The 15,678-nt window shown below is 73.7% G+C and carries 15 protein-coding genes; 8 read left to right on the top strand and 7 right to left on the bottom strand.

The window, feature by feature from the left end; all coding sequences use genetic code 11:
• Positions 1 to 56: 56 nt before the first annotated feature.
• Positions 57 to 1,166, bottom strand: a complete 1,110-nt coding sequence (locus ACFRMQ_RS24630; protein ID WP_380732767.1) for a hypothetical protein — start codon at positions 1,164 to 1,166, stop codon at positions 57 to 59.
• 227 nt (positions 1,167 to 1,393) lie between these two features.
• Entirely contained in the window at positions 1,394 to 3,241 is a 1,848-nt protein-coding gene (gene asnB, locus ACFRMQ_RS24625; RefSeq protein WP_380732766.1) for an asparagine synthase (glutamine-hydrolyzing), read from the bottom strand.
• Between the two features lie 215 nt (positions 3,242 to 3,456).
• On the opposite strand from asnB, the gene ACFRMQ_RS24620 reads away from it, so the two are divergent.
• Positions 3,457 to 3,732: a hypothetical protein gene (locus ACFRMQ_RS24620; protein ID WP_380732765.1), complete on the top strand. Its 276-nt coding sequence runs from the start codon at positions 3,457 to 3,459 to the stop codon at positions 3,730 to 3,732.
• A gap of 176 nt (positions 3,733 to 3,908) precedes the next feature.
• A complete protein-coding gene (glmS, locus tag ACFRMQ_RS24615) occupies positions 3,909 to 5,735 on the top strand; it encodes a glutamine--fructose-6-phosphate transaminase (isomerizing) (RefSeq protein ID WP_380732764.1) in 1,827 nt (608 codons plus the stop codon).
• Positions 5,736 to 5,882: 147 nt separating this feature from the next.
• On the opposite strand, the gene ACFRMQ_RS24610 is transcribed toward glmS, so the two are convergent.
• Together ACFRMQ_RS24610 and ACFRMQ_RS24605 are read right to left on the bottom strand one after the other, a co-directional pair.
• Positions 5,883 to 6,794, bottom strand: coding sequence for a glutaminase (locus ACFRMQ_RS24610; protein WP_380732768.1), 912 nt, complete (start codon positions 6,792 to 6,794; stop codon positions 5,883 to 5,885).
• A gap of 155 nt (positions 6,795 to 6,949) precedes the next feature.
• Complete coding sequence (locus ACFRMQ_RS24605; RefSeq protein WP_380732763.1) at positions 6,950 to 7,645, bottom strand: DUF3152 domain-containing protein; 696 nt, start codon at positions 7,643 to 7,645, stop codon at positions 6,950 to 6,952.
• A 419-nt stretch (positions 7,646 to 8,064) separates the two neighbouring features.
• On the opposite strand from ACFRMQ_RS24605, the gene ACFRMQ_RS24600 reads away from it, so the two are divergent.
• A complete protein-coding gene (locus tag ACFRMQ_RS24600) occupies positions 8,065 to 8,280 on the top strand; it encodes a heavy-metal-associated domain-containing protein (protein WP_380732762.1) in 216 nt (71 codons plus the stop codon).
• Positions 8,281 to 8,348: 68 nt separating this feature from the next.
• Here the strand turns inward: ACFRMQ_RS24600 and ACFRMQ_RS24595 are convergent, their stop codons facing one another.
• The gene (locus ACFRMQ_RS24595) at positions 8,349 to 8,903 is read right to left on the bottom strand and encodes a DinB family protein (protein WP_380732761.1); all 555 of its coding nucleotides are present in this window, start codon (positions 8,901 to 8,903) and stop codon (positions 8,349 to 8,351) included.
• Between the two features lie 94 nt (positions 8,904 to 8,997).
• Between ACFRMQ_RS24595 and ACFRMQ_RS24590 the strand changes: the two genes are divergently transcribed.
• Positions 8,998 to 9,975 carry a helix-turn-helix transcriptional regulator gene (locus tag ACFRMQ_RS24590; protein WP_380732760.1) on the top strand — a complete coding sequence of 326 codons (978 nt, stop codon included), beginning with the start codon at positions 8,998 to 9,000 and terminating at the stop codon, positions 9,973 to 9,975.
• A 118-nt stretch (positions 9,976 to 10,093) separates the two neighbouring features.
• Here ACFRMQ_RS24590 and ACFRMQ_RS24585 read toward each other — a convergent pair whose 3' ends face one another.
• Positions 10,094 to 11,428 (bottom strand): PLP-dependent aminotransferase family protein, encoded by a 1,335-nt coding sequence (locus ACFRMQ_RS24585; RefSeq protein ID WP_380732759.1) that lies wholly within the window; start codon positions 11,426 to 11,428, stop codon positions 10,094 to 10,096.
• Positions 11,429 to 11,591: 163 nt separating this feature from the next.
• Between ACFRMQ_RS24585 and ACFRMQ_RS24580 the strand changes: the two genes are divergently transcribed.
• Both ACFRMQ_RS24580 and ACFRMQ_RS24575 read left to right on the top strand, forming a co-directional pair.
• The gene (locus ACFRMQ_RS24580) at positions 11,592 to 12,374 is read left to right on the top strand and encodes a crotonase/enoyl-CoA hydratase family protein (protein ID WP_380732758.1); all 783 of its coding nucleotides are present in this window, start codon (positions 11,592 to 11,594) and stop codon (positions 12,372 to 12,374) included.
• Positions 12,375 to 12,428: 54 nt separating this feature from the next.
• A complete protein-coding gene (locus ACFRMQ_RS24575) occupies positions 12,429 to 13,199 on the top strand; it encodes a GNAT family N-acetyltransferase (RefSeq protein WP_380732757.1) in 771 nt (256 codons plus the stop codon).
• A 68-nt stretch (positions 13,200 to 13,267) separates the two neighbouring features.
• Here ACFRMQ_RS24575 and ACFRMQ_RS24570 read toward each other — a convergent pair whose 3' ends face one another.
• Positions 13,268 to 14,188: a LysR family transcriptional regulator gene (locus ACFRMQ_RS24570; RefSeq protein ID WP_380732756.1), complete on the bottom strand. Its 921-nt coding sequence runs from the start codon at positions 14,186 to 14,188 to the stop codon at positions 13,268 to 13,270.
• Positions 14,189 to 14,491: 303 nt separating this feature from the next.
• Between ACFRMQ_RS24570 and ACFRMQ_RS24565 the strand changes: the two genes are divergently transcribed.
• Both ACFRMQ_RS24565 and ACFRMQ_RS24560 read left to right on the top strand, forming a co-directional pair.
• Entirely contained in the window at positions 14,492 to 15,058 is a 567-nt protein-coding gene (locus ACFRMQ_RS24565; RefSeq protein WP_380732755.1) for an SRPBCC family protein, read from the top strand.
• Positions 15,059 to 15,145: 87 nt separating this feature from the next.
• Positions 15,146 to 15,487, top strand: a complete 342-nt coding sequence (locus ACFRMQ_RS24560) for a hypothetical protein (protein ID WP_380732754.1) — start codon at positions 15,146 to 15,148, stop codon at positions 15,485 to 15,487.
• The last annotated feature ends 191 nt before the right edge of the window (positions 15,488 to 15,678 follow it).

Raw genomic sequence — 15,678 nt, 5'->3', positions numbered from 1 at the left:
GCGCGGGCCCTCATGCCGAGACGGGGGCGGTCCGGGGGACCGGGAGCCCCGGGGCGTCAGTCGAGCGAGCTGGACAGCCCGCTCGCCGAACGGCAGTAGCCCTGCATCTCCTTGTCGGCGATCTTGGCGCAGAGCCGTCCGGCCGCGCCGCCGTCCGTGTAGTTGACGGTGTAGTAGCTGACCAGGCCCTCGGCGCAGGCCTTGCGCTGCCAGCCGTCGGCGGCGGTGGCGCACTGCTGGGACGCCCAGTCCTCGCGGTCCAGGTTGTACTTCATGGTGCGCGAGCCGACACCGCGGCTGCAGTCCACCGCTCCGCCGCTGGCCTTGCCGCTGAGGCACCACTTGAGGGCCTCGGCGTAGACCTCGGGGTGGTTCGGGTAGTCGTGCGAGGACAGGTAGAAGGTCGGGGCGTAGAAGAAGCAGGCGGACTGGAACAGCGAGGGCTGGTCCTTGCACGGGTAGAGCGGGTCCTGGGCGAGCTTGTCGGCGGGCAGGTTGGCCTTGGCCTGCTCGTCTTCCTCGTCCGGGCCGAAGAGCTGCATGAACAGGCCCTCGGAGCAGCGGATCCGGTTCTGGTCGCTGGGGAACTTGTTGCACAGGTCGCGCGCCTTGGCGACGTCCTGCTTGGCCACGAACATGGTGCCGTGGCCGACGCCGTGGATGCAGGGGCCGCTGTTCTTGGGCGCGCAGAGCTTGAGCAGGTCCGTCTCGGGCTGGGCGGAGGCGTTGAGCATCTCCTCGACCGCGCCGTGCAGGTAGCCGGCCGCACAGGTCTCGTGCGGGAAGGAGATGACCTTCTGGAAGTCGGCGTTGAAGCGCTTGACCGCCGCGTGGCCGAGCTCGTGCGCGATCGGGTGGCAGAAGCGCACGGTGTACGGCTTCTCCTTGGTGATCTTGTCGAGGTCGGCCAGGGCGACGCCGGGGTCGGCGGCGTCCATCTCGGCCATCATCTTGTTGCGCAGTGTGGAGCGGGTCCACACCGCCGGGTCGCCGGTCGCGGTGGCGCTCGCGGGGCCGGCCGCGGCCGGCCGGGCGCCGACGGCGGGGGCTCCCGCGGCCCGGGGCGCGGTGGCCGCCGCGGGCGACCAGTCGGTGACGGCCACCGACCCCAGGCCCAGGACGCCCAGGAGCAGGGCGGTGAGAATCGCGAAGACTCGCGGCTGCATGAGGGGATCCCCCGGCGGATCGAGGTGAACGTTGTGTCTCCCATCCTGACGGTACGTGAGCGGGAATCCACGAATTCGTCCGCCATTCGAGAGATGTCGGCGACGCTACCGCACCGTCGGACCTCCGGGACCGGCGGGAGGGTGTCGCACAATCACCCGGACGGAGTAGGGCGGCACGGGCGCCGGCCACTGCACCGTCCGGGTGATGGGAGCCGCTCCCGGGGCGCTCACAGCTCCAGCGTCACCCCGTACTCCGTCAGCCACGCGTCGAAGTCCAGCGCGAGGTCCACGGCCAGCCGGACGGACTGCGGGTCGGTGTCCGGGGCGAGCGCGTCGGTCAGGCGCCGCCGGTCGAGCAGGTCCAGGGCCGGGGAGGTGCGCTCGACGGCGACCCGGGCGAGCTCGGCGCGCAGCTTCGCGGGGTAGTGCGGGTCGGTGGTGACCGGGTACGGGCTCTTCACCCGGTCGGCGACCTCGGCCGGCAGCAAGTCCCGGACGGCGGCGCGCAGCAGGCTCTTCTCCCGCCCGTCGAAGGCCTTCATCGCCCACGGGGTGTTGAACACGTACTGGACCAGCCGGTGGTCGCAGAACGGCACCCGCACCTCCAGGCCGTTGGCCATGCTCATCCGGTCCTTGCGGTCGAGCAGGATGCAGACGAAGCGGGTCAGGTTGAGGTACGAGATCTCGCGCATCCGCCGTTCCAGGGGATCGGCCGCCGGCAGGTGCGGGACCTCGGCGATCGCCTCGCGGTAGAGCGTCCTGCGGTACTCCTCCAGGTCGAGCTTGTGGAGCAGCCCGGCGTCGAGCAGGTGCTCGCGCGGGGTGCCCGCGCCGGTGATGCCGGTGACGCTGAGCGCCCAGGGGAAGTCCTCGGCGGCGACGGTGGCCGGGTCGTGGAACCAGCGGTAGCCGCCGAAGAGCTCGTCCGCGGACTCGCCGGACAGGGCGACGGTGGAGTGCCGGCGCACGCCCCGGAAGAGCAGCAGCAGTGAGGTGTCCATGTCGCCGACGCCGGCCGGCAGGTCGCGGGCGCGCAGCACGGTGGCGCGCCGGGACGGGTCGGAGAGGTCGGCGGCGTCCAGTTCGACGACGCTGTGGTCGGCGCCGATGTGCTCGGCGAGCATCCGGGCGTACGGGCCGTCCTGGGTCTGCCGGACGCCGCTGGCGTTGAAGTTCTCGCTCTGGCCGGCGAAGTCGACGGCGAAGGAGCGCACCGGACCGGCCCCGGCGGCGGCCAGGCTCCGCGCGGCGAGCGCGGTGACGGCGCTGGAGTCCAGGCCGCCCGAGAGCAGCGAGCAGAGCGGCACGTCCGCTTCGAGCTGGCGGTGGACGATGTCCTCCAGCAGGGCCCGGACGGTGGCGATGGTGGACTCGAGGTCGTCGCGGTGCTCGCGCGCCTCCAGCGCCCAGTAGCGGCGGATCGTGAGGCCCTCGCGGCGCACCCGGACGACGTGCCCGGGCCGGACCTCGTTGATGCCCCGGTACGGGGTGAGGCCGGGGGTGCGGGTGTAGCAGAGCAGTTCCCGCAGCCCGTCCAGGTCCACCACCGGGCGGACGTCGGGGTGGGCGAACAGGGCCTTGACCTCGGAGCCGAAGACCACGCCGTCCGGGGTGCGGTGGTAGTACAGCGGCTTGACGCCCATCCGGTCGCGGAACAGCAGCAGTTCCTCGCGCCGGGTGTCCCAGATCGCGAAGGCGTACATGCCGTTGAGCCGCTCGGCCAGGTGCTCGCCCCACTCCAGGTAGGCGTGCAGCACGACCTCGGTGTCGCTGTGGGTGCGGAAGCGGTGCCCGGCCGCCTCCAGTTCCGCGCGCAGCTCGCGGTGGTTGTAGACCTCGCCGCTGTAGGTGAGCACCGCCAGGGTCCGGCCGTCGTGCTCGACCGTCATCGGCTGGGTGCCGCCGGTGAGGTCGATCACCGCGAGCCGGCGGTGGCCGAGCGCGGCGTGCGGCTCCAGGTGCACGCCGCCGGCGTCCGGGCCGCGCTGGAGCTGGGTGGCCGTCATCGCTTCGAGCACGGCCCGTTCGGCGGTGAGGTCGCGATCGAACGCTACCCATCCGGTGATCCCGCACATCCGCAAGCCTCCGGTCTTCCGCTTCGTGGTTAGGAGATCACGCTACGTGCGGAGTTGGGGCCGCTTCAAGGGGCTTTCGAGAACGGGGGTGAACGAGTGGCCGATTGTCGGTCTATGTGAAGGGAGGGTGAAGCTGGGCTGAAAGTCGTAATGTCTGCCCGATTTCGGGCAGAAACTTTGGCTTCGCCGGGCCGCCCGACCTAGGCTCCTGATTCGTGCCGAGCTCATCCCACCCCCACGAAGACCTCCTCGCCCACCTCACCCGGACCAGCCCGCTCGGGCCCCGGGAGGCGGCGCGAGTCGTGGCGGAGGTGCTGGCGTACTTCTCCGAGAGCACCGAGGAGTACGTACGCCGTCGTCACACCGAGCTCCAGGTGCGCGGCCTGACCAACGAGCGGATCTTCGCCCGGCTCGCCGAGGAACTGCCGCAGCGCCGGGTCTCGGCGCCGGAGCTCTCCGCCCGCCAGTTGCGGCGGATCGTCTACGGCTGAGCGCCGGTCCCCGGCCTCCGGCCGTTCGTGATCGACTCTGGCTGATTCCGACTGCTTTCGGTGTCGCTCGGTGTCGATCGTTATCGCCCGGCGCTGCCCGGCGCCGTTCGATGCTGCCCGGCGGTGTTCGGCAACGGCCGTCCATGTTCGTCAACGTTCGACAGAGGAGTCCACGCATGTGCGGAATCGTGGCCTACATCGGCCCCAAGGACGCGACCCCCTTCCTGCTGGAGGGGCTGGCGCGGCTGGAGTACCGCGGTTACGACTCGGCGGGCGTCGCCGTCACCGGGCGCGGCGGCGGGATCAAGCTGCGCAAGGTGAAGGGCCGGGTCGCCGACCTGGCCGCCGCCGTGCCGGCCCGGTTCAAGGGCGCCACCGGCATCGGCCACACCCGTTGGGCCACCCACGGCGTGCCCAGCGACGCCAACGCGCACCCGCACCTGGACGGCTCCGAGCGGATCGCCGTCGTCCACAACGGCATCATCGAGAACGCCGACGAACTGCGCGCCAAGCTCACCGCCGACGGCGCGGTGTTCCGCTCCGAGACCGACACCGAGGTGCTCGCCCACCTGATCGCCGCGAACGTCACCGAGGGCGGCGAGCTGGAGGACGCGGTGCGGGCCGCGCTCGGCCGGGTGGTCGGCACCTACGGCATCGCGGTGCTGGACGCCGAGCGCCCGGACCGGATCGTGGTCGCCCGCAACGGCAGCCCGATCGTGCTGGGCATCGGCGAGAAGGAGATGTTCGCCGCCTCGGACGTCTCCGCGCTGGTCCGCTACACCCGCCAGGTCGTCCACCTGGAGGACGGCGAGCTGGCCACCGTCCGCGCCGACGGCTTCCGCACCTTCACCGCGGACGCCCGCACCACCCACCGTCAGCCGTCGACCGTGGACTGGGAGGTCGACTCCTACGACACCGGCGGCTACGAGCACTTCCTGCTCAAGGAGATCCACGAGCAGCCCGGCTCGGTCGAGCGCACGCTGAGCGGCCGGCTCGACGAGCGCTTCGCGACCGCGCACCTCGGCGGCCTCAACCTGGACGCCCGGGAGCTGCGCGAGATCCGCCGGGTGAAGATCCTCGGCTGCGGATCGGCGTACTACGCGGGCGAGATGGGGGCGCAGCTGATCGAGGAGCTGGCCCGGATCCCCGCGCACAGCGAGCCGGCCTCGGAGTTCCGCTACCGCAACCCGGTGATCGAGGCGGACACCCTGTACGTCGCGGTCAGCCAGTCCGGCGAGACCTACGACACGCTGGCCGCCGTCCAGGAGGTCAAGCGCAAGGGCGGCCGGGTGCTCGGCGTCGTCAACACCGTGGGCAGTGCCATCGCCCGGGAGTGCGATGGCGGCATCTACCTGCACGCCGGTCCGGAGGTCTCGGTCGCCTCCACCAAGGCCTTCACCTCCACCGTGGTCGCCTTCGCGCTGCTGGCCCTGCACTTCGGACGCATCCACGACCTGTCGCCCGCCGACGGGCGCCGGATCGTCTCCGCGCTCCAGGCGCTGCCGGACCAGATCCGCGAGGTGCTGGAGCAGAGCGAGGCGATCGCCGCCCTCGCCGCCGAGTACGCCGAGTCGGCGGGCATGATGTTCATCGGCCGGGTGCGCGGCTTCCCGGTGGCCCGCGAGGGCGCCCAGAAGCTCAAGGAGATCTCCTACGTGCACGCCGAGGCCTACCCGGCGAGCGAGCTCAAGCACGGCCCGCTGGCGCTGATCAGCCCCGAACTGCCCACCGTGGCACTGGTTCCGGACGACGAGCTGCTGGACAAGAACCTGACCACGCTGGGCGAGATCAAGGCCCGCTCCGGGCGGGTCATCGCGGTCGGCCACCGCCGGCCGGAGGAGAAGCTCGCGGACCACTGCGTCCTGGTGCCGAAGAGCGAGCCCGAGCTGGACCCGCTGCTGCTCAACATCCCGCTCCAGCTGCTCGCCTACCACGCCGCCGTCGCCCTGGGGCGCGACGTGGACAAGCCGCGCAACCTGGCGAAGAGCGTGACGGTGGAGTAGCCGTCCGGCCCCGGAACCACCGGGTCCCGGTCGCTGTGCGGACGGCCGGGGCCCGGTTCCGCCTCTCCGGCGGAGACTTCCGGAGGCGACTTCCGGAGGCGACTTCCGGGGGAGCGTTCCGCGGGGCGTTCCCAGGGGCGCGGAGGATCAGAAGACCGAGCAGCCGGACAGGGTGGTCAGGGTGTCCAGGGCGGTGACCGCGGCGACCGAGTTGCCGGCCCGGTCGAGCCGCGGACCCCAGGCGCAGACGGCGGCGCGGCCGGGGAGTATCGCGAGGACGCCGCCGCCGACGCCGCTCTTGCCGGGCAGGCCCACCCGGAAGGCGAACTCGCCGGCGGCGTCGTAGGTGCCGCAGGTGAGCAGCACGGCGTTGATCCGCTTGGCCTCGCCGCGGGACATCAGCCGGGTGCCGTCGGCGCGCACGCCGTAGCGGGCGAGGAAGGAGCCGGCCAGCACCAGGTCGCGGCAGCTGGTGGCGACCGCGCAGTGGGCGTAGTAGTGCTCCAGGACGGTCTCGACCGGGTTCTCCAGGTTGCCGTGGCTGGCGATGAAGTGGGCCAGCGCGGCGTTGCGGTGGCCGTGTTCGGCCTCGGAGGCGGCGACCACCGGGTCGGTGTCCAGCAGCGGGTTGCCGGACTCGCGGCGCAGGAACTCCCGTACCGCGCCGGAGGCGTCGCCGGTCATGGTCTGGAGGCGGTCGGTGACCACCAGGGCGCCCGCGTTGATGAACGGGTTGCGCGGGATGCCGTGCTCGGTCTCCAGCTGCACCAGGGAGTTGAACGGGTTGCCGGACGGCTCGCGGCCGACGCCCCGCCAGAGCGTGTCGCCGCCGTGGGCGACCGCGAGGGCGAGCGAGAACAGCTTCGAGACGCTCTGGACGGAGAACGGCCGCTCCCAGTCCCCGACGCCGTACAGCTCCCCGTCGACGGTGGCGACGGCCATGCCGAAGGCCTCCGGGTCGGCGGTGGCGAGGGCCGGGATGTAGTCGGCGACCCGGCCTCGGCCGGCCGTCGCCCGGGCGGCCGCCTCGGCGGCCGCCAGCAGCAGCGGCCAGTCCAGGATCTCCCCGCCGGGCACACCGTTCAACGTTCTTCCTCCACCGGCACCGACTGCGGACACGACCGGGACCGGGCGCGCGGTGCGGGTGCGTCCGGTCCGACCAGGATTATCCGTGTTTGGTGTCGATGGTTCGTACAGAGGGCCGTTTCCCGCGGTTACGGCGCGCCGGTGGGGGCCTGGACGGGAGGGCCGGTGAGCAGGGCGCCGGTGTCCGAGTACGGCCGGCCGTTGGGGACGCAGCCGTGCAGCCCCTTGATCTGCTGCATCATCACCGGCGCCGGGGCGCCCGGGCCCGGGCAGTCGACGTGGCCGTTGCCGAGGATGTGGCCGACCTCGTGGTTGACGGCCAGCGCGTGGTACTGCTCGGGCTCGCCCTGGTAGAACTCGGACAGCTCCGTCCAGCGCTTGAGGTTGATCACCACCTGGTGGGTGACGCCGCAGTTCACCCAGCCGCCGGTGTCCAGCCCGTACTGACCGCAGATCCGGTCGGTGGACCGCGGGGTGGCGAGGTAGACGGTGAAGTCCACCGGGTCGGCGGGCATCCGCTGGAACGAGGCGGTGCCGCCGGCGGCCCAGCCGCGCCCGACGTCGCCGAGGACCGCGTCCACCTCGGCGGCGAACCGCTCCGGGCTCTCCGCGATCCCGTCCTCCACCCGCACCTTGTAGCGGTACAGGTGCTCGCCGGTGCCGAAGCGGGCGGAGCCGCCGGGCGCGGTGGTGAAGGCCAGCCGGTCGTCCCCGTCGCTCCACGGCCGCCACCAGAGCAGCCCGGCGGCCAGGGCGGCGATCAGCGCGAGGGCGAGCACGACCGGCCGGGGCCCGCGGCGAGGGAGCCGGAGGAGCGCTCTCAACGGCCCGCTCCCGCCGGGGCGGGGCGGCCGGCGGCGAGGGCGGTCGCGGTGAGGACGGTGGTGTCCGGGCGGGCGGGGACCGGGGCCTGGGGGGACATGGCGGAACTGCTCCAGGAAGGGATCGGCGGGTGGTGCGGCCGATCGGCGGACGGGCCGTCGCCCGGTCCTGCGGAAGGGGTCTCACCTGGAGAAACGCACCCGGAGGGGGTATCGGTTCACGGCGTGTCCGACATCACGGCGGGGGCTCCTGTCGGACGGGCGGCCCGGTCGGTTCCCGGAACCGCTCGATGGTGTCACCCGCGCGGCGTGTCCCTGGGGCCCGCCGCCGGATTCGGGTGTCGTGGTGCGGGTCGACCCGTCGGGCCGCTCCCGTGCGGGTCGCCCTTCCCGCACACCGGAATGCCATCGGAGGTACCACCATGTCCACCACCGCCGTGTTCACCGTCGCCGGAATGAGCTGCGGCCACTGCGAGCGGACGGTCAGCGCCGGGCTCGCCGCCCTGCCGGGCGTCACCGACGTCAGCGCGGACGCGCCCAGCGGCCTGGTCACCGTCTCCTCGGTGGGGCCGCTGGACGAGGCGGTGGTGCGCGGCGCGGTGGACGGGGCCGGGTTCACCCTCGTGGGGCAGGCCTGACGCTCCGCCGGGAGGCGGCCCCGGGGCCCCGTCGGCGGCGGCCGGCCGGACCGCGGGGCACCGCCGGCTCAGCCCATGCTCTTCGCGCCGTCCAGGGACTCGCGGACGATGTCGGCGTGGCCGGCGTGCTGGGCGGTCTCGTTGGCGATGTGCAGCAGCACCCGGCGGGCCGACCACTCGGCGTCCGGCTCGAACCAGGGGGCCTTCGGCAGCGGCTGGGTGGCGTCCAGGTCGGGGAGGGCGGCCACCAGTTCGTCGGTGCGGCGGGCCACCTCGGCGTAGTCGGCGAGGACGCCGGCCAGCGTCTCCCCGGGCAGCATCCGGAACTCGTCCGCGCGGCGGGCGAAGTCCTCCTCGGTCCAGCTGGTGAAGTCGGGCATCGCGGACGGCCCGTGCACGATGAACTCCGCCCAGAGCCGCTCGACGGAGGCCACGTGCTTGATCAGGCCGCCCAGGCACAGCTCGCTCGCACAGGTCCGCAGGCCGGCCTGCTCGTCGGTGAGGTCGCGGGTGGTGAAGCGCAGGAAGTGCCGCTGCTTCTCCAGGGCCGTCAGGAGGTCGGCGCGCTCGCCGGTGAGCTCGCGGGCGGTGGTGGCGGTGGTCGTGGTCTCGGTCATCGTCATGGCCTTTCGGTCGGGTCCTGCTCCCTCGGACAAGAACCACGCTACGGGCCATTGCGGCCACTTCCTGTCCTGAATCCCAGGGAGAATCGTCGCCATGGCGAACACCAGCACCCGGACGCTGCGACTGCTCTCCCTGCTCCAGACCCACCGGTACTGGGCCGGCGAGGAACTGGCCGACCGGCTCGGCGTCTCCGTCCGCACCCTGCGCCGCGACATCGACCGGCTGCGCGAGCTCGGCTACCCCGTCGAGGCTCAGCGCGGTGTCGACGGCGGCTACCAGCTGGCGGCCGGCGCGGCACTGCCGCCGCTGGTGATCGACGACGAGGAGGCGGTGGCCCTCGCGGTCGGCCTGCAAGCGGCGGCGGAGAGCCCGGTGGAGGGAGTCGCCGAGGCCTCGGTGCGGGTGCTGGCGAAGGTGGTGCAGGTGATGCCGGCCCGGCTGCGGCGACGGGTGGAGGCGCTGCGCGCGATGACCGTCCCGGTGGACTGGGGGACGTCGGCGGGCGTCGATCCGGACGCCCTGACGGTGGTGGCGCTCGCCTGCCGGGACGGCGAGCGGGTGCGGTTCTCGTACACGGCCGCCGACGGGCACGGCACGGAGCGGCACGTCGAACCGCACCGGCTGGTCTGCCTGAACCGCCGCTGGTACCTGGTCGCGTACGACCTCGGCCGGGCCGACTGGCGCAGCTTCCGCCTCGACCGACTCACCGCCCCCACCGGCAGCGGCGCCCGCTTCGCCCCGCGCGCCCTCCCGGCGGAGGACGCGGCGGAGTTCGTCCGGGCGGGCCTCGACGGCGGTCCCCGGTCGCACAGGGTGGAGGTGCTGGTGGAGGCGCCCGCCGACCACGTCCGGGCCCGGGTCGGGCGCTGGGGCACGGTCGAGCCGGTCGCCGTGCACCGCTGCCGTCTCCGGATGACCGCCGACTCCCTCGACTGGCCCGCCATGGCGCTGGGCTCCCTCGGGGCCGAGTTCCGGGTCGTCGCCCCGGAGGCCCTGCGGACGCTGGTGGCCGAGTGGAGTGCGCGCTTCGCCCGTGCGGCGGGGGAGATGGGGGAGGCGGGGGAGGAGTAGGGCCTCGGACGGGCCGGCTTCAGGCGTCCGGGTGGCCGTTCCGGCGCCGCTCGGGTGGCGCCCTGTGGCCCCGCGGGCCCGGCTGCCGCACGGGGCGGCGGGTCAGGGGTGCGGAGGGTCAGGGGGCGAGGGCTTCGAGGGTGGTGCGCAGCCGGGTGAGGGCGGCGGGGAGGGCGGGGAGCGGGGGTGTGGCGAGGGCGAGGCGGAGGGCGTTGGGGTGGTGGGGAGTGGTGGCGAAGGCGTCGGCGGTGGAGACCAGGATTCCCTCGGCGGCGAGGGCGGCGGCCGCGTGGTCGGGGCGCTGGTGGGGTTCGAGGGTGAGCCAGAGGACGTAGGAGGTGGGGTGGGCGGTGACCGCCGGACCGGCGAGGGCCGCGCGGGCGACGGACTGGCGGGCGGCGGCGTCCGCGCGGCGCTCCCGCTCCAGCCGGGCGACCGTGCCGTCCGCGAGCCAGCCGGTGGCGAGGGCGGTGATCAGACCGGGGGCGCCCCAGGCGGCGGTGCGCAGGCTGGTGGTGGCGGCGCGGAGCAGGCGGTCGGGCAGGACGGCGAAGCCGAACCGCAGGCCCGGGGCCACGCTCTTGGAGAGACCGGCCACGTAGCAGGTGTGCTCCGGGGCGAGGGCGTACAGCGGTGGCGGCGGTGCGGCCTCCAGGAAGGCGTAGGTGCCGTCCTCGACCAGGGTGAAGGCGTGCTCGGCGGCGAGGGCGGCGAGACGCTCGCGGTGAGCCCGGTCGAGCACCCAGCCGAGCGGATTGTGGACGGTCGGCTGGGTGTACACCGCCCGGACCGGGCGGGAGCGGCAGAGCCGGTCGAGCGCGTCGAGGTCCGGGCCGGCGGCGGTGACCGGGACGGGGGCCAGGTCGAGCCCGTGGGCGGACGCGAGCAGTTTGATGCCCGGGTAGCCCAGGGCGTCGGTGGCGAGGACGTCCCCGGGGCGGGTGAGGGTGCGCAGGACGCAGTCCAGGGCCTGCTGCGCCCCGCTGGTCAGCAGGACGTTCCCGGGGGCGGTGTCGATCCCGCGGTCCAGCAGGTGGGTGGCGACCGCGGCCCGGTCGTGCCGGTGACCGCCCGGAGGGTGCTGGCGCAGCAGGGCCTCGGCGTCGCCCGAGGAGGCGAGCGCGCGCAGTGCCTGCCGCAGCAGGTCGCCCTGCCCGGGGGCGAGCGGCTGGTTGAAGGAGAGGTCGGCCACCCGGGGCACCGGCAGGGCGCGGGAGGGTTCGAGGCCGTCGTAGCCGGAGCGCAGCCGGACGAAGGTGCCGCGGCCCCGCTCTCCCACCACCAGCCCGGAGGCGGCGAGTTCGGCGTAGACCCGGGTGGCGGTGGCGAGGGCGATCCGCCGTTCGCGGGAGAGGGTCCGGTGGGTCGGCAGCCGGGCGCCGGCCGGGAGGGCACCGGAGCGGATGGCGCTCGCGTACTCGTCGACGATGGCCTTGTAGGAGGGCGGTCGCACCGGTCACCTGCCGTTCCTGGGGTCGTGGGCCTCGGCGTACGGGGCCTGTTCCGGAGTGTATCCAGGACAATAAGTGGATTGTCCTGGGCGGGTGTTCCTAGCCTCGTGGCATCCGGCGGCGAGGCCGGGACCAGCAGCGAGGCCAGGAACGGAGCACGCGCCCATGACCATCCGCAGCGAGCGGGACCAGCACGTCGTCACCCTCACCATCGACCGGGAGAAGAAGCTCAACGCCCTCGACTACCCGACGATCGACGCGCTGCTCGCCGAGTTGGACCGGATCGACGCCGACGACACCGTCCGCGCCGTGATCCTCACCGGGGCCGGCGAGCGGGCGTTCAGTGCCGGCGCCGACATCCCCTCGCTGGCGGCCAGCGTCGCGGGCGGGCCGGAGCGGGCGCTGCGCGAGTTCGTCCGGCGCGGGCACACCCTCACCCGGCGGATCGAGGAGTTTCCCAAGCCGGTCATCGTGGCCGTCAACGGCCTGGCGTACGGCGGTGGTTGCGAGATCACCGAGGCCGCACCGCTGGCGGTCGCGGCCGAGCACGCGGCCTTCGCCAAGCCCGAGATCTCGCTCGGCTTCCCGCCGCCCTTCGGCGGTTCGCAGCGGCTGCCGCGCCATGTCGGACGCAAGCGCGGCCTGGAGATGATCCTGACCGGCGACCCGATCCCGGCCGCCCGCGCCGCCGAGATCGGCCTGGTCAACTCCGTCGTCCCGGCCGACGAACTGCTGGACACCGCGCGGGACTTGGCCGAGCGGATCGTCCGGCACGCGCCGAGCGCCGTGGCCGCCTGCCTGCGGGCGGTGACCCGGGGCATCAACCTGCCGATCGACGAGGGGCTCGCGGTGGAGGCCGCGGCCTTCGCGGCGACCGTGCCGACCGAGGGCGTCCGGGACGGGATCCGGCGCTTCCTGGACCGCTCGTCCGCCCGCTCGTCCGCCTGAGTCGGCGCGGGGAAACGCGTTGCGGCCGGCGACCGGCGGAGTGATCATGGCGGGATGTCGGATCTGCTCGCGCGTGCCACCGCCTTCCGTGCCGCCTTCGCCCGCCGCCAGGCGGCTGAGCTCGTCGAGGAGGCGGACGCCCCCGGGGTGTTCGCCGTCCGGGACGCGGAGTTCGTCCGCTCCGAGGAGCACAACCAGCTGATCGTCGAGGGCCCGGGGACCGATCCGGCGGAGCTGCCCCATCTCGCTGTCCGGTGGCTGGGGCGCCGCCCCCGGTACCGCGTCACCGTGCTGGACCGGGAACTGGGCGAGCGGGCCGCCCCGATGCTGGCGGCGGCGGGGTGGGAGCGGGAGAGCGCCGTCGTCATGGCCCGCTCGACACAGGGCTGTGTAAGGCCCGAACCGGCCGCGCTCCCGGCGGAGTTGAGCGAACTGCGGGAGGCGGTGATGCGACAGCAGCGGGAGTGGAGCGAGGACGGGGAACTCGTCCGGCAGCTCACCGACCGTCGCGTCGCCCGGCTGCGGGGCGCCGAGCGGGTGCACTTCCTGGCCGCGCGGACGCCGGCCGGCGAGGTCGCGGCCTGGAGCGACCTCTACCTCGAACCAGCCCTCGGTCTGGCCCAGTTGGAGGACCTGGTGACCGGCTCGCCGCACCGCGGCGCGGGCCACGGCGACACCCTGCTCACCACCGGCCTGGCGCTCGCCGCCGAGGCAGGCCTCCCCGAGCTGTTCCTGATCGCGGACGCGGCGGACTGGCCCCGCGAGTGGTACGGCCGCCGGGGTTTCACGGAGATCGGGCGCGGCCACTCCTTCTGCGGCCGGTGACGGCCGGGCCGCGCGGCGGTCGTGTGGCGGCGGCGCGGCGGCACGGGCTGCGGCCGGCGGCAGGGGGGTCAGGCCGTTCCGGGGCCGGCCGCCGGTGGGGTTGCGCGGACGCAGTGGGCGGCGACGGTGTCGGCGAAGGCGCGGGAGAGCGGGCAGAGGTTCTCCCAGTCCCGGACGGCCCAGCCGGCGGTGAGGGCGGGCAGGTCGGGCAGCGGCAGCAGTCGCAGGCCGGGGTGGCCGGGGCCCTGCCACTGCGGCAGGGCGGGGACGACGGCGTGGCCGAGGCCGAGTTCGGCGAGCAGGATCGCGGTGTCCCAGTCCGCGACACTGGTGTCGAAGACCGGCCGGACGCCCGACTTCCCCATCCAGGCTTCGAGTTGGGAGCGGGAGACGGAGTTCTGCGGCAGCCCGATCAGCCGGGCCTCCTGGAGGTCGGCGGGCTCGATCCGGTCCCGGGTGGCGAGTTGGTCGCCCGCGGACACGGCGAGCACCCAGGGCAGGTCCACCACCGGCCGCTGGTCGATGCCCCGGGCCGGGACACCGAGGGTGATCCAGGCGAGGTCGACCCGGCCGGCGTTGAGCGACTCCAGGCAGCTGCGGCTGGAGACCTCGGTCTGGAACTCCAGGCTGACCTGGGGGAAGCGCCGCCGGAAGTCCACCACGGCCGCGGACATGAAGTGCCGGATGCTGGTGGCTCCGGTGGTGATCCGGACGGATCCGCCCTCGCCGCGGGCGAGTTGGGCGATCCGGTGCAGCGCGTGGTCGATGCTGCCGAGGCCGGCGGCGACCGCCGCGCGCAGCAGGCCGCCCGCCTTGGTGGGGACGACGCCGCGCGGATGCCGCTCGATCAGCGCGAGGCCGAGCTCCCGTTCGAGCCGCTTCACGTGCTGGCTGACGGCGGACTGGGTGCAGTTCAGGTCGCGGGCGACGGCGCTGAGCGAACCCGCCCGGCAGACCGCGGCGAAGACGCGCAGATCATCGATGGTCACGGGCATCCAAGGTAGCGGGACCCTTGGGGCGGGACCCAAGGTATCGCTTGGAGGTCTCCCAGCAAATCAACGGATTGACTTGGGTGTTCGCTGGGATCGATCATCGATTCCGGGCCCAGGGCGGCAACCCGCCCGCCACCTTCGCGGCGTTCCGGACGCACGGGCGAGGGGGCGGGCGGGTGTCGACCCGCATCGATGCGAGGAACTGTTCACGGCTGCGAACTGCTGCGAACTGCTGCGAACGGCGGTGAACAGGTGTGAACGACTGTGAACGGCTGTGACCTGCGACAGGAGGGAACGGGAATGCGGTACGCCGACGGTCCGGGTGCGCGGTGCGAGGTGTTCGTCGAGACACCGGCGGACCGGGTGTGGGAACTGGTGACGGACATCGGCCTGCCCGCCCGGCTCAGCCCGGAGCTCCAGCGCGTCGCCTGGCTGGACGGCGCGCGCGGCCCCGCGGTGGGTGCCCGTTTCGAGGGGCACAACAGCCGAGAGAACATGCCCGACTGGCGGACGGTCTCCGAGATCACCGAGCTGACCGAACCGGCCGGGGCGGCGGGCCCGGGCGCCTTCGCCTGGGGCGTGATGGACGCGGACGGCCGCTACGGCGAGCCGGTGTCCGACCTCGTCGGGGCACTGGCCAGGTGGCGTTTCGAGCTGCTTCCCGAGGACGGGGGCACCCGGCTGATCCAGTCGGTGGTGATCGGCCCGGGGCGCAGCGGTGCCAGCCTGGTCATCGACGCCAGGCCGGAGCTGGAGGAGAAGATCGTCGACTTCCGGCTGAACGAGCTGCGCGCCGGCATGACGGCGACCCTCGAAGGCGTCAAGTCGCTGGCCGAGCAGGGGAACCGGGCCCGGCCCGGGCACTGATCACCCCCGTTCCCCCGGGGCGGGCCGTGCCGGGCGGCCACCGGCACGTCCACCCGGCCGTGCCGTGCACACGGAAGGAGCGGTGAGTTGGCACGTGTGAGCTGGGCGGGCTCCGAGGTCATCTGGGTGGGGAAGGTCGGCCGGATGCTCACCGTGGTGCGGGAGGTGGACGGCGAGCGGATCCTGCACGTCGACGACTGGACCACGGTGGTGGGCGACCGGACCGAGATCCACCTGAAGTGCGGCCCCCTGCACCGCCGCCTCGTCATCCGTGAGCCGGGCCGGGAGCCGGTCGAGTTCCGCTACCGGCTGTCGTGGGCGGCCGTGCTGGATCCGTTCATCGACTTCGGCTGGGACCGCTGGCGGGCCGAGGAGCTCGATCCTGGACTGGTGCTCGTCGAGCTGCTGGGGGGAACGGACGACTGGTAGCGGTCGCTGGTGGCGGTCGCTCCCGGGAGGGCTCGGCCCGCGCTGTCCGTACCGCCGTCGTGGGCCGCCCGCTCCGCGGCGCGCAGGGCCTCGGCGATGCGCGGAAGCCGCGGCGTTCGGCGTGGGCGAGCGTGGTGGTGCCGTCGGCGGGGTGTGCCCGGTTGGGCGGCGGAACGGCCGACGGCCGGGTC

Source organism: Kitasatospora sp. NPDC056783 (assembly GCF_042789895.1).
Taxonomy (GTDB): Bacteria; Actinomycetota; Actinomycetes; order Streptomycetales; family Streptomycetaceae; genus Kitasatospora.
Note: the sequence above shows the minus strand (reverse complement) of the source record. Positions and strands in the feature narration are given on the sequence as shown.